The organism is Chitinophaga rupis, from assembly GCF_900109685.1.
Lineage (GTDB): Bacteria > Bacteroidota > Bacteroidia > Chitinophagales > Chitinophagaceae > Chitinophaga > Chitinophaga rupis.
Window position 1 is genome coordinate 1,572,609 of sequence record NZ_FOBB01000001.1, and the last position, 22,134, is coordinate 1,594,742.

15 protein-coding genes are annotated in these 22,134 nt (G+C 47.2%); 13 read left to right on the top strand and 2 right to left on the bottom strand.

The features are described from left to right. The first annotated feature begins 23 nt into the window (after positions 1–23). From BMZ54_RS06355 to BMZ54_RS06395, 8 genes are all read left to right on the top strand, one after another. A complete protein-coding gene (locus BMZ54_RS06355; RefSeq protein ID WP_089907606.1) occupies positions 24–2,462 on the top strand; it encodes a bifunctional YncE family protein/alkaline phosphatase family protein in 2,439 nt (812 codons plus the stop codon). 58 nt (positions 2,463–2,520) lie between these two features. Further along, positions 2,521–3,954 (top strand): glycoside hydrolase family 125 protein, encoded by a 1,434-nt coding sequence (locus BMZ54_RS06360; RefSeq protein WP_089907611.1) that lies wholly within the window; start codon positions 2,521–2,523, stop codon positions 3,952–3,954. Between the two features lie 92 nt (positions 3,955–4,046). Beyond that, a complete protein-coding gene (locus BMZ54_RS06365) occupies positions 4,047–5,825 on the top strand; it encodes a MutS-related protein (protein ID WP_089907614.1) in 1,779 nt (592 codons plus the stop codon). A gap of 106 nt (positions 5,826–5,931) precedes the next feature. Next, positions 5,932–7,017 carry a PA0069 family radical SAM protein gene (locus BMZ54_RS06370; protein ID WP_089907619.1) on the top strand — a complete coding sequence of 362 codons (1,086 nt, stop codon included), beginning with the start codon at positions 5,932–5,934 and terminating at the stop codon, positions 7,015–7,017. A gap of 631 nt (positions 7,018–7,648) precedes the next feature. Beyond that, entirely contained in the window at positions 7,649–8,221 is a 573-nt protein-coding gene (locus BMZ54_RS06375) for a DinB family protein (RefSeq protein ID WP_089907622.1), read from the top strand. A 734-nt stretch (positions 8,222–8,955) separates the two neighbouring features. Next, positions 8,956–10,017, top strand: a complete 1,062-nt coding sequence (locus tag BMZ54_RS06385) for an AAA family ATPase (protein WP_089907628.1) — start codon at positions 8,956–8,958, stop codon at positions 10,015–10,017. Positions 10,018–10,036: 19 nt separating this feature from the next. Then, on the top strand, positions 10,037–11,446 hold the full coding sequence (locus BMZ54_RS06390; protein ID WP_089907631.1) for an RtcB family protein: 1,410 nt from the start codon (positions 10,037–10,039) through the stop codon (positions 11,444–11,446). A 237-nt stretch (positions 11,447–11,683) separates the two neighbouring features. Further along, positions 11,684–12,898, top strand: a complete 1,215-nt coding sequence (locus tag BMZ54_RS06395; protein ID WP_089907634.1) for a sterol desaturase family protein — start codon at positions 11,684–11,686, stop codon at positions 12,896–12,898. Positions 12,899–13,079: 181 nt separating this feature from the next. Here BMZ54_RS06395 and BMZ54_RS06400 read toward each other — a convergent pair whose 3' ends face one another. Further along, the gene (locus tag BMZ54_RS06400; protein ID WP_089907637.1) at positions 13,080–14,204 is read right to left on the bottom strand and encodes an acyltransferase family protein; all 1,125 of its coding nucleotides are present in this window, start codon (positions 14,202–14,204) and stop codon (positions 13,080–13,082) included. After that, positions 14,204–14,698 (bottom strand): RNA polymerase sigma factor, encoded by a 495-nt coding sequence (locus tag BMZ54_RS06405; protein ID WP_089907640.1) that lies wholly within the window; start codon positions 14,696–14,698, stop codon positions 14,204–14,206. Before BMZ54_RS06405 ends, BMZ54_RS06400 begins: the two co-directional genes overlap by 1 nt. Before the next feature lie 335 nt (positions 14,699–15,033). Here BMZ54_RS06405 and BMZ54_RS06410 point away from each other — a divergent pair, with 335 nt between their 5' ends. From BMZ54_RS06410 to BMZ54_RS06430, 5 genes are read left to right on the top strand one after another with little or no spacing between them, the layout of a single operon-like run. Further along, on the top strand, positions 15,034–17,532 hold the full coding sequence (locus tag BMZ54_RS06410) for an SLBB domain-containing protein (RefSeq protein WP_089907643.1): 2,499 nt from the start codon (positions 15,034–15,036) through the stop codon (positions 17,530–17,532). Positions 17,533–17,546: 14 nt separating this feature from the next. Then, positions 17,547–18,839 carry a nucleotide sugar dehydrogenase gene (locus BMZ54_RS06415; RefSeq protein ID WP_089907646.1) on the top strand — a complete coding sequence of 431 codons (1,293 nt, stop codon included), beginning with the start codon at positions 17,547–17,549 and terminating at the stop codon, positions 18,837–18,839. A 26-nt stretch (positions 18,840–18,865) separates the two neighbouring features. After that, a complete protein-coding gene (locus tag BMZ54_RS06420) occupies positions 18,866–19,945 on the top strand; it encodes a GumC domain-containing protein (protein ID WP_089907649.1) in 1,080 nt (359 codons plus the stop codon). A gap of 24 nt (positions 19,946–19,969) precedes the next feature. Next, entirely contained in the window at positions 19,970–20,968 is a 999-nt protein-coding gene (locus BMZ54_RS06425; RefSeq protein WP_089907652.1) for an NAD-dependent 4,6-dehydratase LegB, read from the top strand. A 14-nt stretch (positions 20,969–20,982) separates the two neighbouring features. Further along, on the top strand, positions 20,983–22,134 hold the full coding sequence (locus tag BMZ54_RS06430) for a LegC family aminotransferase (RefSeq protein WP_089907655.1): 1,152 nt from the start codon (positions 20,983–20,985) through the stop codon (positions 22,132–22,134).

Below are 22,134 nucleotides of genomic sequence, written 5' to 3' on the forward strand. Positions count from 1 at the left end.
TTCCTGTTTCAAAATATGCACTGATGAAAAAACTATGCTGGATCCTGGCCCTCATAACAGCCTTACCGGTTATGGCACAAAAGAAAACCACCGATACTGCTGCCCGCCGCATCACCCTGCCCAATGGCTGGTCACTTACGCCGGTGGGGCGTTCCCTGCCCCTGGGCGATCTGCCGCTGAACATGGTATTATCCAGCTCCGGCAAATTCCTGGCAGTTACCAATAACGGGCAGGGCCGGCAAACCATTCAGCTCATAGCCACCGCAAATGAAACCCTGCTGGATGAGGTGACCATTCCCAAATCCTGGCTGGGCCTTGCTTTTAGTAAAGATGAAAAGTACCTGTATGCATCCGGTGGCAATGATAACGTGATCTGGAAATATGCTATTAATAATAACAAGCTGCAGCTGGCAGACAGTATTTCCCTGGGCAAACCCTGGCCGGAAAAAATAGGGCCGGCAGGTATAGCCATAGATGATGCGCATAAAAAGCTGTATGTAGTAACCAAAGAAAATAACAGCCTGTATATTATAGATCTTATCACCAACAAGGTGCAGAACAAGCTGCCCCTGGAAGCAGAAGCCTATACCTGTGTGCTGTCGCCAGATGCTAAGCAGCTCTACATTTCTCTGTGGGGAGGAGATAAGGTAGCTGTGTTTGATACAAAACAGCAGCGTATTACAACCAGCATTGCAACAGAAAGCCATCCGAATGAGCTGATCCTTTCTTCCAATGGCCGTTACCTGTATGTGGCCAATGCCAATGATAATACCGTATCTGTTATAAACATTGCCAGCGGTAAAGTCATCGAAACCCTTAATACTGCTTTATACCCGGGTGCGCCTGCAGGCTCCACCACTAATGGGCTGGCACTTTCCGCCAACAACCGTACCCTGTACATTGCCAATGCAGACAATAACTGCCTGGCGGTATTTGATGTGGAAAAGCCGGGTAAAAGCCGGTCCAGGGGTTTTATACCGGTAGGCTGGTATCCTTCCTGTGTAAGGGTATTGGGCAAAAAGGTGCTGGTGGCCAATGGCAAAGGATTTACCTCCCTGGCTAACCCGGAGGGACCTAACCCCATTCGCCGGCAGGATGCGGCCGGCCGTCATGAAGGCAATATACGGACCGATAAGCCGGTACAATACATTGCAGCGCTGTTTAAAGGCACCCTTTCCATATTTAACGAGCCTGATGAAGCAACGCTCAGCCGCTGGTCAGGGCTGGTATATGAAAATACACCTTATACCAAAGCCAGAGAGCAGCTGGCGCCGGGAGCGGCAGGCAATCCCATTCCGCAAAAGCAGGGCGATGTTTCACCCATCAAATATGTGTTTTATGTGATCAAGGAAAACCGTACATACGACCAGGTGCTGGGCGATATGCGGCAAGGTAATGGAGATAGCAGCCTGTGTATATTCCCCGAAACGATCACTCCTAACCAGCATGCCCTTGCCAGTGAGTTTGTGCTGCTGGATAATTTTTATGTAGATGCGGAAGTAAGCGCAGATGGGCACAACTGGTCTATGGCTGCTTATGCCACCGATTATGTTGAAAAAACCTGGCCTACCAGCTATGGCAAACGTGGCGGCACTTATGATTATGAAGGCAGCCGTAAAATAGCCTATCCTAAAAAAGGCTTTATCTGGGACTACTGCCAGCGGGCAGGCGTAAGCTACCGCACCTATGGCGAGTTTGCAGAAAGCAATAAAGCCAGCCTGAAATCGCTGGAAGGCCATTTCTGTATAGGATATCCGTCTTTTGACCTGGCCATACAGGATATTCACCGGCAGCAATTGTGGGCGCAGGACTTTGATTCACTGGTAGCTGCAGGCGCCTTACCGCATTTTAATACGATACGCCTGGGTAATGATCATACCAGCGGTATGCGCAAGGGCGCCTATACGCCTTTTGCCGCCGTGGCAGATAATGACCTGGCAGTGGGCCGGCTGATAGAGCACATCTCCCATAGCCCGGTATGGAAAGAAAGCGCCATTTTTATCCTGGAAGATGATGCACAGAATGGCTCCGATCATGTGGATGCACACCGTTCCCCCGTATACGTGATAAGCCCTTATACCAAACGGAAAACCCCGGTGCATAACATGTATGCCACCGCAGGAGTATTGCGCACCATGGAGCTGATCCTGGGCCTGCCGCCAATGAGCCAGTATGATGCTGCTGCCACACCTTTATGGGAATGTTTTACCCCCACTCCTGATCTGAGCCCCTATACAGCGCGGGAAGCCAATGTAAACCTGGAAGAACGTAACAGTGCCTGGAATGAGAGCGCCCGGCGTTCCGCCGCTTTTGACCTGGTGCATGAAGACCGTGCCCCGGACCTGGACCTGAATGAAGTGGTATGGAAAGCGATTCATGGTGAGCAGGCCGTTATGCCCGCCCCGCGCAGAAGCGCTTTTGTAAAGCTCCGTGCAGATGATGATGAGGAGGAAGATGAATGATAGTTGGGGTTTATACTGCCAACTATTTTTATATCTTGCGCTTTCATAATAAAATTCCATGGTAGCACGAAGAGATTTTATCCGTAACAGCAGCCTCCTGGCAGGCGCTATAGGATTGGGGTTTCCCAAACAGGTATTGGGTTGGGATGGTTATGCCTCACAACGCCCGCCGCTGGCACAGCGTAAGTTCACCAGCCAGGCAGTGGAAAAAGCAATTACCTCCATCAAAAAACAAATAGCCGATCCCAAGCTGGCCTGGATGTTTGAAAACTGCTTTCCCAATACGCTGGATACTACTGTAAATCATAAAACTATAGACGGCCGCCCGGATACGTTTGTGCTTACGGGTGATATTCATGCGATGTGGCTGCGCGATTCCTCTGCCCAGGTATGGCCTTACCTGCCGTTGGTGAAGGAAGACAATGCCCTGCAGCAGCTGATTGCCGGTGTTATTAACCGTCAAACGAAATGTATCTTAATAGATCCTTATGCCAACGCTTTTAACGAAGGCCCCACCGGCAGCGAGTGGGATAAGGATATTACTGATATGAAGCCGGAGCTGCATGAGCGCAAATGGGAAATAGATTCCCTTTGTTACACTGTACGCCTGGCCTACCATTACTGGAAAATCAGCGGCGATACCAAGGTGCTGGATGATAGCTACCGCAAGTCATCTGCCCTGATCGTAAAAACTTTCAAAGAGCAGCAGCGTAAAGACGGCAAGGGGCCTTACAAGTTCCAGCGTGTTACGCCGGTGCAGTCTGATACTGTAGCTAACAGCGGTTATGGCGCACCCATTTCCCCGGTAGGGCTCATTGTATCTACTTTCCGTCCTTCGGACGATGCTACGGTGTTCCCCTTCCTGATCCCCTCCAACATGTTTGCCGTAGTATCCCTGCGCCAGCTGGCGGAGATCAGCAACACGGTTTGGAAAGATGCTGCTTTTGCCAAAGAGTGTACGGACCTGGCAAATGAGGTAGACCGTGCTATTAAGGCTTATGCCGTGGTAGAACATCCGCAGCTGGGCCATATGTATGCTTTTGAGGTAGATGGTTTTGGCAACCGCCTGTTTATTGACGATACCAATGTGCCCAGCCTCTTATCCATCCCTTACCTGGGATATACCACGGCCGATGATCCGTTGTACCAAACGGCCCGCCGTTTTGTATGGAGCACCTTTCACCCATGGTTTTACCAGGGTAAGTATGGCGATGGTGTCGGCAGCCCGCACACGGGTGTAGACTACATCTGGCCCATGAGCATTATCATGAAAGCCCTGACCACACAGAATAAGGAGGAGATTGCAGAATGCATCCGTACCATCCGTAATACGGATGGGGATAAAGGGTTTATCCATGAATCTTATCAGAAGGATGATCCAACCAAGTTCACCCGTCCCTGGTTTTCCTGGGCCAATACCCTGTTTGGTGAGCTGATTATGAAAGTGAGCCAGGAATATCCGGAACTGCTGAAGAGACAATACAGTTTATAATTTCAAAGTTGAAGTGAGGGGAGCACTGGACAGCTCCCTTTCACTTTTTTTATAGTTTCACGCTTACGCTTCACCTTTTATCTTCCCTCGCCATGTCCCCGGAAAAAATTTACGCCGACCGTTTAGCCCAGCTGCAACAACAGATCACAAAGGCCCGCGGCCAGCTGCAGGTATTGGGCTGGGTGCGCCTGGGCTGCTTTGTAGGCATACTGGTATGCGCCTGGCAATACATTGCAAAGGATTTTGAACCCATATGGTGGCTGCCTATATTGGCGCTGCTGGCAGGTTTTATATATGCCCTGGCAAAATACCAGCGGGTAAAGGATAAGCTGGAGCTGCTGCAAACATTACAGCAGCTGAATGAAAAGGAGCTGCACCTGCAAACTACCTATGAATCCCGGTTTGAGGCGGGGAATGATTTTGTGGAGGAGCAGCATCCCTTTGGTACGGACCTGGATGTTTTTGGCCCGGCCTCTTTATACCAGCATATAAACCGTACCGGTACCTTAATGGGGCGGCAGGAGCTGGCTTATGCGCTGCAGTTCCCTTTACAGGAAACCGCCGCCATACAGCAAATGCAGGCCGCTGTAAAAGAGCTGGCGCCCAAAGTAGAGTTCCGGCAGCTGCTTACCGCACAGGCCATGCTGGCGCATGAAACCCCGGCTGACCGGGCTTCCCTGCAGCAATGGCTGCAAATGCCTTTCTCTTTTATTGATAAAAAATGGCTGCGCATACTAAGCTGGGTAAGCCCCGCCTGTTTGATCATCAGCATCATTATATATAGCTATACCAGCAATTATTATCCCGCCGCTTTTTTCTTAATGGTAAACTGGCTGCTGCTGGGATCAAATTCCAGGCAAATGCTGGCGCAGCATCAGCAGTTAAGCAATAAGGAGCAGGTATTACGTAAGTTTGCCACGCTGCTGCAGCTGGTGAAAAATGAATCGTTTGAAACCTCCGCGCTGCTTAAAACGCAGCAGGAGCAGGCTGCAGTAGCCGGAGATGCGCTGCACCGGCTGGCCCGCATCAGCAATGCGCTGGATCAAAGCCTGAACCTTATAGTAGCTACTGTACTGAACTCTTTGGTGTTATACAGCCTGCATTGCATGTTTAGCCTGGAAAAATGGAAAGCCCGCTACCAGCACCAGGTGCAGGACTGGATGCAGGTAATTGCGCGCATGGAAGCCTGGGGCAGCCTGGCCACTTTTGCCTTTAACCATCCCGCATACATCTTCCCGGAAGCTACAGACCAGGGCGGGCTGGAAGCCACAGCCGTAGGCCACCCGCTGATACCGGCCAAAGAATGCGTAACCAATAGCATTACAGTAGGCCGTCCGCAACACTTTCTTATTATCACCGGTTCTAACATGAGCGGTAAAAGCACTTTTTTGCGCAGCGTAGGCAGCAACCTGCTGCTGGCCATGTGTGGTGCGCCGGTATGTGCGGAAAGGTTTTCCTTTACGCCCGTGCACATCATGACCTCCATGCGTATTAAAGATTCCATTGCCCGGCATACCTCTTATTTCCAGGCGGAGCTGTTACGCCTGCAGCAGATCGTAAAAGTGCTGCAGCGCGGCGGCAACGTATTTATATTGCTGGATGAGATCCTGAAAGGCACCAACTCCGCCGACAAGCTTACCGGCTCACAGCAATTGATCACCCATCTTTTGCAATATAACTGCCTGGGCATGATAGCCACTCACGACCTGGAGCTGGGGCAGCTGGAACAGGTATACCCGCAGCAGATCAGGAACTATTGCTTTGAAAGCACCATCCAGGAAAATCGTCTGTACTTCGATTACCGCATCCGCGAAGGCATTGCCCATAATAAGAATGCTACTTTCCTGATGCAGCAAATGGGAATTATATAATTTGCGGATGTGCACATCTGCACATTTAACACATGTGCATATTTAATCCATGTTTAATTTGGTAGATAGCTAATTAATTTAGTATTTTTACTAAAATAATTAGTATATGACTTTGCCTTTCCAGGAAGGGGGCGCGCCTGAAAATTTATATTATAAGGGCAGGGGTGCGCAGCTGAATCCAAAGAATAAATTCCTGCAAAGTGAATACGCGCAGGATCACCCGGAAGGGATTGATGAATGGTGGCAGGCGGATGTGCCTACCCAGATCATTGAGGAGCATGCAAAATCATTGGTGAATAAGGTTGATAGCCCGGATGTAGGAATGTGGTACTCCATGAATCCCTACCAGGGCTGTGAGCATGGCTGTATCTATTGTTATGCGCGTAACTCGCACCAGTACTGGGGCATGAGCGCCGGGCTGGATTTTGAGCGCAAGATCGTGGTAAAAAGAAATGCCCCGGAGCTGCTGCGCAAGTTCCTGGATAATAAGAACTGGACGCCAAAGCCCATTAGCCTTTCCGGCAATACGGATTGTTACCAGCCGGTGGAACGTAAAATGTGGATCACCCGCCAGCTGCTGGAAGTAGCCCTGGAATATAAACAGCCCCTGGGCATTATTACTAAAAATGCGCTGGTGCTGCGGGATAAATACCTGTTACAGAAACTGGCACAGGACCAGCTGGTATGCGTTTATGTATCCATTACCTCCTTGCAGGAGGACCTGCGTTTAAAAATGGAACCCCGTACCACTACGGCTGCACAGCGTTTTCGTATAGTCAAAGAGTTAAGTGATGCAGGAATACCCGTAGGGGTAATGACCGCCCCCATGATACCCGGCCTTAATGAGCATGAAATGCCCCAGCTACTGGAAATGGCCGCCCAGAACGGGGCTAAGTTTGCCGGCTACACCATTGTACGGCTGAACGATGCCATAAAGATCATTTTCAACGACTGGTTATATAAGAACTTCCCTGACCGGGCAGATAAGGTATGGCACCTGATAGAAAGCATGCACGGAGGTAAGGTGAACGATAGTGACTTTGGACGCCGCATGCGGGGAGAGGGGAATGTAGCAGACCTGATCCGCCAGCAGTTTAAGATCCATACTAAAAAGAACGGGTTGAATATGGAGAAGTTTGAATTAAATACTTCGCTGTTTCAAAGGCCGCAGCAGCAATTACGGCTTTTCTGATATGGGCAGTCCACAGACCACGGGCTACAGAGGGCGCCGGCGGTAAGTGTTCATAACCTGTTGCTGATTGTAATCCGTGGACTGTGGACCGGCTTTTATGAAAAAAACATTAATTCTCAAAAAAAAATATCTTTTGGATTTTGTGCAATAAAAAAATAAAAATATCTTTGTTGCAGCAAAAGAAAAAAAATGTTACGCAACCATCAACATATTATCTCTGCGGTGTCCTGCAAGCTGAAGAAGCAGGTCAAGAGCGGGTTGCGGGCATGTTGCACCAATTGTTAACAAACTAGTTATCAAGTGATAAAACAAAAGTCCCGCAGGAAAGATGCGGGACTTTTTGCTTAAGCGTAGTTCGTAATGATGACTGAACACAAGACAAAAAGTAGTATAGCAACTGTTGAATGTATGAGCGCATCACCGTCAAAAGAGGGTGCGGTTATGCTATGGGAAAAACTTGTGTTAAAAAAGCCTGATGGGCAAGGTATATAGCAAAGCAAGTACAGTTTTTGTTATAAGATCCCGGCCCGTTGGAAATCGTGCCGGGATTTTTGTTTTTAAATACTTTAATACGTTATGTACTAGCCCGTACAAAGGATCAGGAAGGTGCATAACCCCAAATAGTGAGATCATGAGAAATATTATTCAAACAGTAAGAGAGGCTTTGCTGAACAACTTCAAGGAGTTGGATACGTGGTTTGACCGGGATCCGGTTTTGCTGGATTTTAAACCCGGGCCGGATCAGTGGAATGCCCATGAAGTGCTGGAGCATATTAGCCTTACCAATTATTTTTTATTACTGATCATTAACAAAGCTACCCGCCGTGCGCTGGATCGTAAAAGTACTGGCCATACGGTAATACTGCCGGGCGACTACTTTGACAAATTTGAGCAGATAGAGGTGATAGGCAGCCAGTCATTCGGCTGGATACGTCCCGATCATATGGAGCCTACGGGTATGAAGGATATGCAGGATGTAAGAGCCTTGCTGAAGCAGCAGTTTGCGCAGTGTATGTACAACCTGAGCCTGTTGAAGAACGGGGAAGGGCGCCTGGTGTTCACCAATATGTCTGTAAATAACCTAGGTAAGCTGGATATATACCAGTATATCTATTTCCTTACCAAGCATATTGAAAGGCATATCCGCCAGCTGCAGCGGCTGGAAAAGCAATTCTCTTCTACAGGTAGTATGGAATTAATATAAAAACGGTCGACCAGCATCATCTGTTGCTGTTAATCCTTTTTTTGCTTTCGAGTTCATTTATAGTGCGTGCCATCCAATAGCTAAGTGATGGCACGCTGTTTTAACAGGAATGGCTAAACGAAAATTTTTGAAAAAGAAGCAGAAAAATTTGCAGGATCAGAAATATTCGATTTATCTTTGCAGGGTTCAATTCAATTAATCACAAAACCATTTTAACATGCGTCAATTCATCATAAATACAAAAGCAGCGGGGTCCTTTCCAAAGGGGCATCACAGTTGCCGGGCATGTTATAACGAGAAATGAGACAAAGAGATTTGTGTATATAACAAAAAGCCCGGCTGATAATGAGCCGGGCTTTTTTGTTACCCGGAATATGCTTCAGATACTAATAAACACACACCGCCGTGGGCAGTTGCCCGGTATCACAGCGCCTGACACAGGCCGCTATTACCGGAACAGGGCTGGCTTTGCACATCGCAAGGTCTGTTGGGTAAGGTATGCAATGATGTAATGGTAAAACATGCACATTATTCAGCCCTGCCCGTGTACGCGAGCAGGGCTTTTTTGTAAGATATTTTTTTCGTCTCTGTTTGCATTAACCTCCTATTCAACAACGCCAGGTGCGTTACAATGTATTCATCTTTACCAGGGGCCGGCAGCATAAGGAACGCTGTGAGTGCACTGGTAAAGAAACGAATACGGACCCGCGCCCCGGCTATTAACACAACCACTGATGAACAATCATATACAACAACAACGCATCATATCGGCAGACAGCATTTTCAGCACCCGGCTGCTGGAATCCAAGCAGTTCTATATGTATTGCTTTAATGCCATACCCAGCGTAAACCTGGTATTAGGCATTGATGGATACCGCGCGCTGAAGATTTTCAGGGAAACATTTGCAGCTGATATACAACAGAGCTACCAATACGGTGTGCTGGAACGTAAAGAAAAGAAATACGAATATTCCATTACCCTGATAGTAATGAACAACAACTGCATGGTGGAATTTGGAGAAGGTTATGGTGAAATACTGCATAACGGGCAAAACACTGCTTTTGTGGATGAAGTGACCGCACTGTTACGCAAATTCAGAAAACGGGTAAAGCATAAGAAGAACAACATTAGCCTGATCACCAACGATGGACATGGCCTGGAGCTGAGCAACATGGAGATCAAAAAAACAAAGCTGGACCTGAGCCTTTATTATGAAGATGATTTTGCGGCGATTGACAACACTATTCAAAAGCGGCTGAACAAGCAGAATGATAAAGGTATTGTACTGCTGCACGGCTTACCGGGAACCGGTAAAACCACTTACCTGCGGTATTTGATAGGGCGGCTGAAGAAGCGGGTATTATTTGTATCGCCCAGCATGGCTACCCACATTACGCAGCCCGGCTTTATAGACCTGCTGATAGAAAACCCGAACAGCATCCTGGTGATTGAAGATGCAGAGAACATTGTGATGGACCGTAAGCTTACCGGTGAATCAACTGTATCAAACCTGCTGAACATTTCAGACGGCCTGCTGGCAGACTGCCTGAACGTGCAGGTGATCTGCACCTTTAACAGTGACCTGTCTATGATAGACAGTGCGCTGCTGCGGAAGGGGCGGTTGATCGCGAAGTATGAATTTTCCCGGCTGTCTGTTCCCAAGGCGCAGCAGCTGTCGCGCCACCTGGGCTTTGATACAGACATCTATCAGCCCATGAGCATTGCGGAAATTGCTAATCAAAATGAAAAGTCCTTTGAAAGAAAGGCATCCCTGATAGGCTTCAGGGCTAACTAAAATATTCAAAACCCACGATATGCCCAGATTAAGACTTACCGGTAAGGCGCTACGTAACATAGGATACCCTGAGGGGCCTGCGATCAGCGTAGCCATTACCGCTATGGAAAAACAATTCAGACATCATTCCGAAGAGGCGGCGTTGGATATCTTAAAGCAGGTGCTGTTAGATCCGATGGCCTACCTGGCGGATGATGGTTTGCGAAAAGTAGCGGGTAAGTTGATGGAGACAAAAGAGGAAGAAGATATTCCGCTAAAAGAAATACCGGTGCCCTATGAAATATACGGGGCCGGGTTTATTGAAACCGGCGCCCTGCAGCAAATGAATAATGCAGTAAGGCTGCCGGTAGCAGTAGCCGGCGCTTTAATGCCGGATGCGCACCATGGTTATGGTTTGCCCATTGGCGGCGTGCTGGCTACCCATAATGCTGTAATACCCTACGGGGTAGGCGTAGACATTGGCTGCCGCATGTGCCTGAGCATACTGGACCTGCCGGTGGTATCATTAGAGCGGCACGCAGCCAAGTTTAAAAGAGAGCTGGTAACACAAACAGAATTTGGGGCCGGCGCTACCTGGGTAGGCAAAACAGAAGACGCTGTGCTGGAACATGCGCTGTTCCGCGAAATACCTATGCTGCGGCACCTGCACAAAAAAGCGGTGGAACAGCTGGGAACCTCCGGCAGCGGTAACCACTTTGTAGAATGGGGCATTGTACAAATAACAGGTACCAATGAATTTAACCTGCCGGCAGGTACTTATGTTGGCCTGTTATCGCACTCCGGCTCACGGGGCCTGGGTGCACAAATAGCAGCGCACTATACCCGGCTGGCGCGGGAATTATGCCAGCTGCCCAGGATGGCGCAGCACTTTGCCTGGCTGGAATTAGATAAAGAAGCGGGCCAGGAATATTGGGCTGCCATGAACCTGGCCGGCGATTATGCCAGCGCCTGCCATAACCAGATACACCGGCGTTTAATTAAAGCCATGGATGCGCGCCTGCTGGCAAGGGTTGAGAACCATCACAACTTTGCCTGGAAAGAGATCCATAACGGACAGGAGGTGATAGTGCACCGCAAAGGCGCTACACCGGCCGGTAAGGGAGTGCTGGGCATTATACCCGGTTCTATGACGGCGCCCGGTTATATTGTAAGAGGCAGGGGGGAGGCAGCATCTTTACACTCCGCATCACATGGCGCAGGCCGTGCAATGTCGCGCTTTAATGCGGCGCAATCCATATCCCAGTATGAGCTGAACAAATACCTGAAAGAACAGGGGGTAATACTGGTCGGCGGTGGACCAGATGAAGCGCCCATGGCGTATAAGAACATTAATGAAGTAATGGCGGCGCAAAGCAGCCTGGTGGATGTAATAGGACGCTTTCAGCCCAGAATAGTGCGGATGGCCGATGATGGCGGCAAGGAAGATTAGTAGAGGTCCATGGTCCATGGTCGATGGTCCATTGCATAGTACATAAGGTAGTTATTCAATAAATGCGTTGTTGTCATCAACCTGAATTTTATATGATGCTGCTATACGTATTGTGCAATGGACCATCGACTATGGACCATGGACTTAAATAGTCTATAAAAACTATAGACTATTTAAAATAAAAGCAGTATTATTGTAACCGTTTACCACCACCTTATTATTGTTTAGCCGTAGTCTATGCACTTAAATCACATGGCATGGGCCATTCCACTATTCCTGTTACTCATGGGTATTGAATATGGAGTAGCCCGTAAAAAGGGGTGGAGGTATTTCAGCTTTTCCACTTCCATATCTAACCTGAATGTAGGGGTAGCAGAGCGTTTGCTGGATACCTTTACCATAGGCATCTTCTATTTTGTATATGATTACCTGCACCGGCATTTTGCCATCTTTAACATACAATCCAGCGTGCTGTTGTGGATAGCGTTGCTGATCCTCACGGATTTTATATGGTACTGGTATCACCGCCTGGCGCATGAAGTGAATATTTTGTGGGGCGCGCATGTAGTACATCATCAGAGCGAGGATTTTAATTACACGGTATCTGCACGTATTACAGTGTTCCAGGCATTTGCCAGGATGATGTTCTGGTCTGTGCTGCCGGTAATAGGCTTTCCGCCGGCCATGATCATCAGTGTGCAGCTGGTACATGGGTTATACCCGTTCTTTATTCATACGCGCACTATTGGTAAGCTGGGCGTGCTGGAATACATATTTGTAACACCCTCGCACCACCGCGTACACCATGCCTGCAATGAACAATACCTGGATAAGAATTACGGGGATGTGCTTATTATCTGGGATAAGCTGTTCGGCACTTTTGTAACAGAAGAGGAGGAGCCGGAGTATGGGCTCACCAAACCGCTGGACAGCCATAGTTTTTTATGGCAGCACTTTCATTTTCTGCTGGAGATAGCCTATGCCTTCAGGCAGGCGAAGGGCTTAAAACAAAAATGGCTGGTGGTGTTCGGAAAGCCGGATCATATTAACCCGGGTATAAGGGAGGTGCTGGAAGAAAAGTTCCTGTTCCGGAACCCAACCGGCACTACTACCAGGCGGCTGCATAATTATGTAGCAGCGCAAATGGTAATGACGCTGGCAGCGTTGTTCTTTTTCCTGCTGCTGGAAAAATATATTCCCCTGTTTGTGCAGGCCTGTTTTACAATATTCATTTTCCTGACGCTGATTAACAGCGGGGCTATACTGGAACAGCGGCAATGGGTGTTTTACCTGGAATATGCGCGTTTGCTGGTGATCTTTTTAGCGGTGTATTATTGCTGGCCCAGGCCAGGCTTGTTATGGCTGATAGCCCTGGTGCAAACGCTGGTATTTTATTATAAAGCTACTATTCAGCAAAGATATTTACGCCTGTTATACGGCATAAGAACTTAATATGCAGGTTACGTGGCCGAGAGACGAGGTAAAGGTCGGCAAAACCTTTTACGACGGTTTGAATCCGTCCGTAACCTGCTTGCTCTATTAAACAAAGCAGGAGGTAAGAGGCTGGAAATAAGATCCACCTTTTGCTTCCTGCTTTTTGTTTTCAGTTTGCTTTTTAAAGCAATGCAGGCATCTAAACCCTGATATAGATCTTTCGTTTATCCATCACCCACCCTAATAACCAGAACAGGCCTACATGGAACAGGGCAAACAGCAGGGAGCCCGGGTAGTTGCCGCCAATGGGCCGGAAAATATGTTCATACAGCCATCCGTACAGGTTCTCATCGGGCCCGGTACGCACCAGCAGGTATAGCTTTACCACCACGCCGGACATAACGTAGATGAACAAAGGATTTTTTCCGAACACCTCAAAAAAGGCCGCGGGTTTGGTCCAGCCCCGGAATTCAATGGCATACATCAGTACGGACAACAGCAGCAGGGCAATACCTACCGTATACAACACGTAGGAGCTGGTCCATATTTTTTTATTGATGGGGAACACCATGTTCCAGCACAGCGCAGTAAATACCAGCAGGCAGCCGGTAACCAGCAGGCCGCACAGCATGGGATAATCTTTTCCTTTTTGCTGGATATATACACCGGCCAGGTAGCCGAATATTACATTACAAACAGCCGGCAGGGTGCTTAAAATACCTTCCGGGTCAAAGGGTACGCCCTCGCCCCGGTACAGGTGCTGCTCACCCAGCAGCCATTTATCCAGCCGCAGGCCTGCATAACCTTCCAGGCTATAGGGATCGCCCTGGCCAAAGGCCAGCACCAGCCACCAGTATACCAGCAGCAGGCAGCCCGCTATTACAAAGGCCCGCCGCTCTCCCCAAAAATGAATGATCAGCGCTGCCAGCCCGTAACACAGGGCTATGCGGGGCAGCACGCCCATAATACGCAGCTGGGAAAGGGATTTAAATACCAGCTGCCCTTCTGCATTCCACCTGAAGAAGGGGAACCAGTTCAGGAATACCCCGATCAGGAAAATGAGCAGGGTACGTTTCAGGATCTTCCTGACAGCAGTGGCATGGCCCAGCTCCTGGTACTTTTTCATGGAAAAGCTCATGGCATTGCCTACGGCAAACAGGAAAAAGGGAAATACCAGGTCAGTAGGCGTGCAGCCATGCCAGGGGGCATGCTCCAGCGGGGTGTATACATATGACCAGCTGCCCGGGTTGTTAACCAGGATCATACCGGCCACAGTAAGGCCGCGAAAAACATCTAAGGATAGGAAGCGTTGTGAGTTGGACATTAGTGGGCGATCTGTTGCTTTAGCATTTTCCGTGCAAAATGGATCCGGCTTTTAATGGTGCCCATAGGCTCGTGCAGCATATCGGCTATTTCATAGTATTTAAAACCTTCATAATACAACAGAAAAGGACGTTTGAATAAATTAGGGAGCCGGTAAATGGCGTGTTGAATATCTTTTACCTGCATGCTGGTGATGGCCTGGTTATCCACGTATGGCTGGTGTAACAGGACCAGCGCGCGGGTGGCGCGTTCCAGGAACAGCTGCTGTTTTACCTTGCGGCGGTAATGGTTAATGAACAGGTTACGCATGATAGTAAAAAGCCAGGCACGAATATTGGTACCCTCCGTGTATTTTTCCCGGTGTAGCAGCGCCCGGTACATGGTTTCCTGGTAAAGATCGCGGGCAGCTTCCGAATCACGGGTAAGCGCTATTGCAAAGGGCTTCAGGAAATCGCCCTGAAGCAGCAACAAGTCCGTAAATTCGGCGGGTGACATGAGCGCTGATCTTGGTTTTAGCTAATTTAAACAAAACAGGTAATAAATCCTAAAAAAGCTACAGGAGTGGTAAACGTAGCCGGGTGAATGTCAGGCTGCTTATGCCAAAAGGCCTATGCCGGCAAAAAGTGCACTTGTTTAGTATAGGTATATATAAGTCATGTATAAAAAATTACGTTACGTGGAAGGGCGTATTATCCGGCTGATTTTCATTAACGTAACGCAAATATGTTATTTTTAATAGATTTGCACCTGATTTGCCGGTTCCTGGCAGGTCAGTGAGATCCAGAAAGAGGCATTTACGGAATCATTCAAGAAAGTACATTCGATAATTCATGCTTAAGAAGATATTACTGTTACAACTCTGTTTGCTCGTAGGTTTTTGTGCAGCGGCGCAGATCCCGTCCACTATCTCTAAAGACCAGTTAAAGCAGATCCATGTAGATGACCTGTCAGACGATCAGATCAGGCAACTGGTGGCAAAGATGAAACAGAACAACATTTCCTTTGACGAGATAGATGAGTACGCGGCAGATAATGGCATCTCCGATACGGAAGTGATCAAGCTGAAAGCACGCATACAGCAGCTGGGATTAGATACTGTATTATCCGGTAATGGAGGGAAGACTAATAAAACCAATCCTGATACCTCGGAGGAATTAGACCGCATGGTAAATGACACCACGGATTACTGGAACGATAAGCTGCGAAGGCTTAACAGCAAAGAAGACTATGAGCGGGCGTTACGCCGCAGGAAGATATTTGGTGCAGAGTTGTTCAATAACCGCAACCTTACTTTTGAGCCTAACCTGCGCATGCCCACCCCGCCTAATTACCAGATAGCGGCTAATGATGAGCTGATCATAGATGTATACGGCTATTCCGAAGTACAGCATCAATTGAAGGTTAGCCCGGATGGTTATGTGCGTATTCCTTACCTGGGGCCGGTGTACGTGAACGGCCTTACCATGGAGGAAGCCCGTACCCGCATCACCAAACAGTTATCTTCTATTTACGGGGGCATAAAAACAGGGAATACTTTTGTACAGGTTTCATTAGGCAGCATACGCAGCATAAGAGTACTGCTGATCGGTGAAGTAGAGCGCCCCGGTACTTACAGCTTACCCAGCCTGGCCACGGTGGCAAATGCACTGTATGTATCCGGCGGGCCTGGTGAAAATGGCTCGTTCCGTAATATACAGGTCATCCGTAATGGGCAGCCGGTAGCCACCTTTGACCTGTATGATTTCCTGGCACATGGCGACCTTACTAATAATGTAGTACTGCGCGATCAGGATATTGTAAAGGTAAATCCCTACAAAACGAGGGTAGAGCTGATCGGGCAGGTAAAACGGCCGGCTATTTTTGAAGCAAAGGAAAATGAAAGCCTGCAGCAGATACTGGATTATGCAGGTGGCTATACGGATAAAGCCTATCATGAAGTGATCCATGCCAACCGGGTTACCAGCCGGCAGCGGGAGGTAGTGAATGTACCGGCTGGCCAGATAGGCAGCTTTCAATTAAAATCAGGCGACCAGTTTATAATAGATTCTATATCCAACCGCTTCACGAACCGCGTAACGATCACCGGTGCTGTATTTCACCCCGGCGACTATGCGCTGGAACCGGGAATGACGGTAGGGGACCTGATAAAAAGGGCAGATGGGGTAAAGGAAGAAGCAGCATTGGCGCGCGGAGTAGTGCGCCGCCTGCAGGCAGATTATACACCCGCCATGATCAGCTTTAACGTACAATCAGCCCTGAACGGGCAGCAGGCACTTGCTCTGCAGCGGGAGGATAGCGTGGTCGTATATTCCAAAATGGATCTGCGGCAGCTGTACCAGGTAAGAATAATCGGTGAAGTGAATGCACCCGGACAATATGTGTATGCCGACAGTATGCAGCTGGAAGACCTGATACTGATAGCCGGCGGCTTAAAAGATGCCGCTTCCCTGAAACATGTGGAAATAGCCCGGCGTATACGTAATAACAGTGCAGATTCTGCAGATAGCCGTATGGCTATTATCCGGCAGTTTGATATTAATGCAGACTTAAGTAATAACCCCGGCGCAGCGGCCTTTGCCCTGCAGCCTTTTGATGAGATTATGATCCGTAAGGCGCCTTCTTATGTGGAGCAAGCCAATATTGAAATAGGCGGAGAAGTATTGTACCCTGGTGCATACACTATCAACACCAAGCAGGAACGTATTTCAGATGTATTACGCCGTGCGGGTGGTTTACGCCCGGAGGCTTACCCTGAAGGCGCAGTATTATTGCGCAAAACTTTTGTAAATGAATCCGACAGTGCCTTCCTGACCAACAAGCTGGAAGTATTTTATAATAAGCTGCAGGACAGTACGGATATTGACCGGGTAAGAAGCGCCGTACAACGTAAGGAACAGCTGCTGGGTATTAACCTGGACCTGATCATAAAAAATCCTGGTTCTAAATATGACCTGTTGCTGGAAGAAGGGGATGTGCTGAAAGTGCCCAAAAAATTACAAACCGTACAGGTTTTCGGCGAAATATATTTCCCCAAGAAACTGCGGTTTGATCATTCCACCAGTTTCCGGAATTATATACGCGGCGCCGGCGGCTTTACTTCACAGGCGCTGAAAAGGCGGAGTTATATTGTATATGCCAATGGAGAGGTGAAGAATACCCGCAAAGTATTATTCTTTAACAGCTATCCCAAAGTGCGGCCTGGTGCGGAAATATATGTGCCAACCAAGAGAGAGCGCAGAGGTCTGAGCGGGCCGGAGACGATTGGTATGGCCAGCGGCCTGGCATCCGTGGCGTTGATCATAGTTACATTGTTGGATAAGATTAAATAATAGATCGTATAACCATGGAACCTGTGCCCTACAAAATTGCGGTGATTGGTTTAGGATATGTAGGGCTGCCCCTGGCTATTGAATTTGGTAAAAAGTACCCGGTATTAGGCTTTGATATAAATACCATGCGGATTGAGGAGCTGAAATTGGGGAAAGATCATACCAAGGAAGCAGACCTGGAAGCGCTGCAGGCTGTTATTGCAGGCGGGGAAAAAAGAGATGGCGCCGGACTGCATTTTTCATATGATCCGGCAGCACTATCGGCTTGTAATGTATACATTGTTACCGTACCTACGCCGCTTAACCGGTTTAAAACACCGGACCTTGGCCCTTTGCTGGAGGCTTCCGGTATGCTAGGAAAAGTATTAAAGCAGGGCGACCTGGTTATTTATGAATCTACGGTATACCCGGGCTGTACAGAGGAGGATTGTGTGCCGGTGCTGGAAAAGGCCTCAGGATTAAGATTTAATGAAGATTTTTTTTGTGGTTATTCCCCCGAACGGATCAATCCCGGGGATAAGGTAAATACCCTTACAAAGATCAGGAAGGTTACGGCCGGTTCTACACCTGCAATAGCTACTGTGGTGGATGAGCTATATAAAAGTATTATTACGGCAGGCACGCATAAGGCACCCAGCATTAAAGTGGCAGAGGCTTCTAAGGCAATTGAGAATGCACAACGGGATGTAAATATTAGCTTTGTAAATGAGCTGGCCCTGATATTTGACCGCATGGGTATTGATACCATGGATGTGATTGAAGCGGCCGCCACTAAATGGAATTTTCTGAAATACAGGCCTGGCCTGGTAGGTGGGCACTGTATAGGAGTAGATCCTTATTACCTTACGCATAAGGCGGAATCCCTCGGTTATCATCCGCAGGTGATTCTCTCCGGGCGCAGGGTAAATGATAATATGGGCATGTTTGTAGCCAATAAGGTGATTAAGCTGATGATAAAGAAAGGCCAGAAGATTGACGGTGGCCGCGCACTTATCCTGGGCATTACCTTTAAAGAGAATTGCCCGGATATACGTAATTCAAGAGTGATTGATATCTATCGTGAGCTAACGCAGTTTGGATTAATGGTAGATGTGTATGACCCACATGCACAGCCGGCTGAAGTGCAGGAAGAATACGGCATTACGCTGGTACAACAGCCGGGGCAAAGCTATGATGCTATTATACTGGCAGTTGCGCATCCGGCGTTCAAAGAGCTGGATTATTCAGCTTTGAAGAACGGAGACCATTCGGTGGTGTTTGATACCAAGGCATTCCTGAATAGAACATTGGTAGACGGACGGCTCTAAATTTATAAGTACTTAGATCAAATATAATGGAAGAGCAAAAGCAAAATATAGTTCAGCCGGAAGAAGTAATAACACTGAAAGATATAATATTAAAGCTTCAGGAGTGGCGGACGTATTTATTAAAACATTGGATAATAATAGTAAGCTGTGGGCTGGCAGGTGCCGGTCTGGGGTTAACCTATGCATACCTGATGAAGCCAAAGTATGTGGGTGAATTGACTTTTGTAATGGAAGATAGCAAGTCCAATCCTTTAGCTTCCTATATGGGCCTGGCCAGCCAATTTGGAATTGATCTGGGTGGAGGGTCCAGCAGTGGTGTATTTCAAGGGGATAATATCATGAAATTCCTTCAGTCCAGGTTAATGATAGAAAAAACCTTACTATCTCCGGTTATAGTAGAAGGCAGAAAAATTAGCCTGGCAGATTTGTATATGAATGCAAATGAAATAAATAAAGGATGGGATAAGGTAACTGCATTAAAAGGATTGCATTTTCCACTTGGACTTAGCAGATCAAAATTCACCTTGAAACAGGACAGTGTTTTAAATACAATACATGAACGTATCGTAAAAGGGGACCTGGATATTTCAAAGCTCGATAAGAAATTAGGTTTTATATCCGTAAAGTGCACTTCCCGGAGTGAAACATTTTCCAAAGCATTTACAGAACAGCTAGTAAAGGAAGCCACGCAATTTTATGTAAATACCAAGATCATGCGGTCAAAGGTAAATGTTGATAAGCTGCAATTATCAGCGGACTCGCTGGAATCGCTTTTAAACCATAAAACATATGCTATTGCAGCTTCACAGGATATTAACCGGAATCCGGTACGTCAAATGGCAAGTGTAGCAACAGAAGTCCAGACAAGAGATAAAATTGTACTACAAACTATGTATGCAGAGGTAATTAAGAATCTGGAGTTGAGCAAAATGGCTATGGCCCAGGAAACACCAGTGGTACAGATAGTAGACACCCCCATTTTACCATTGAAAAAGGAGAAGCTGGGTAGGCTTAAGGGCCTTATAGTGGGTGGATTTTTAGGGGGATTTTTTATAGTTAGTTTCCTTGTTACGAAACGGATATATAAGGAAATCATGGAAAAATAACAATTATTATATAATAATGATTTCATGGAACTAAGAAATAAGAGGGTTTTAGTTACAGGAGCCGATGGTTTTATTGGTAGCCATTTAATAGAAGAACTTTTGGAAGAAGGCTGCCAGGTAAAGGCCTTCGTATGTTATAATTCTTTTAACAGCTGGGGATGGTTAGACACATTCCCTAAAAAGATCCTTTCTGAAATACAGATCTTTGCAGGAGACATCCGGGACCCCAATGGAGTAAGAACGGCGATGAAAGATATAGATGTTGTGTTCCATCTGGCAGCGCTGATAGCCATTCCCTTTAGTTATCATTCACCTGACTCTTACATAGATACTAATGTGAAAGGAACATTGAATATTGTGCAGGCTGCAAAGGACCTGAACATTGAGCGCGTATTGGTAACCTCTACGTCAGAGGTATACGGAACGGCTACTTATATACCGATTGATGAAAAACACCCCCGTCAGCCGCAATCTCCTTATTCTGCCTCAAAAATAGGCGCTGATTGTATCGCAGAATCTTTTTATCGCAGTTTTAATGTGCCGGTTACCATCGTAAGGCCCTTTAATACTTTCGGTCCCCGGCAATCAGCCAGGGCAGTCATTCCAACTATTATCACTCAGTTATTGAACGGTAAAACCACCATTCAGTTGGGAGACATAACTCCCACAAGGGACCTGTTGTACGTCAAGGATACTGTAAAAGGTTTCGTAGAGATAGCCAAGTCAGAAAGCTTGATAGGCGAAGATTGCAATATTGCTACAGAATCGGAGATAAGTGTGGGAGATCTTGCAAACCGCTTGATTACACTGATCAACCCGGAGGCGAAGATCGTTCATGATGCCGTTCGTGTACGACCGGAGAAAAGTGAGGTATTCCGTTTATATGGTGCTAAAGAAAAAATTACAGAGCATACTTCCTGGAAACAGGAATTCAGCCTGGATGACGGATTGAAAAAAACGATTGAATGGTTCAAAATAACAGAGAACCTAAAGGGGTATAAGGCAGATATTTTTAACATTTAGTTCGGCGATTGCTAATGACACCAGATAATATAATTAAGTTTATAAGAGAGGCATTTAAACAACCGGAAGCTTTTATTCCGTTACATGAACCTTGTTTCGGCGGCAATGAGAAGAAGTATGTGCTGGATACTATCGATTCTACTTTTGTTTCTTCTGTTGGCAGTTACGTAACAAGGTTTGAAGAGATGATGGCACAGTTAACCGGTGCCCGGTTCGCAGTAGCTACTGTAAATGGAACAACAGCATTACACCTGGCGTTATTACTGGCTGGGGTAAAGTTTAATGATGAAGTGATAACACAACCTCTAACCTTTGTAGCCACGGCCAATGCAATTGCCCACGCAGGAGCAGTACCAGTTTTTCTGGATGTAGACCGGGATACAATGGGGCTTTCACCTCTGGCACTTCAGACCTTTCTGCAGCAATTTGCAACGATTAACCAAGACGGAATGTGCATAAATAAGAAAACAGGGCGGCGAATAGCCGCATGTGTACCTATGCACACTTTTGGCTTCCCTTTGAGAATTGATGAAATAGTAGACATATGTGCAGCATATAATATACCGGTTGTAGAGGATGCTGCAGAATCCCTTGGTAGTTATTATAAGTCAAAACATACAGGAACGTTTGGCGTTGTCGGAACTTTTAGCTTTAATGGTAATAAAACAGTGACTTGTGGTGGTGGTGGGGCCATAGTAACAGATGATGAGGAGATAGCCCGGAGAGCTAAACATCTTTCCACTACAGCTAAAATGCCTCATACATGGGATTTCGTTCATGATGAAGTAGCATACAACTATAGAATGCCAAACCTGAATGCAGCATTAGCCTGTGCTCAACTGGAACAATTAAAGACTTTTATTGAAAATAAGCGGAGATTGTCTGAAAGTTATGCTGCATTTTTTACCGGATCGGAGATAGCTTTTGTGCAGGAGAAGGAACCCGGTAGGGCTAATTACTGGCTAAATACAATTATCTTTCCAGATCATAAATGCCAGCAAGAGTTTCTGAAAGAGAGTAATAACCAGAAGGTAATGACCAGGCCTATCTGGCGGTTGATGAACAAATTACCTATGTACAATACCTGCCAGACAGATGCTCTGGAAAATGCTTCATGGCTTGAAGAGAGAATTGTGAACTTGCCAAGCAGTGTAAGATTTAACTAG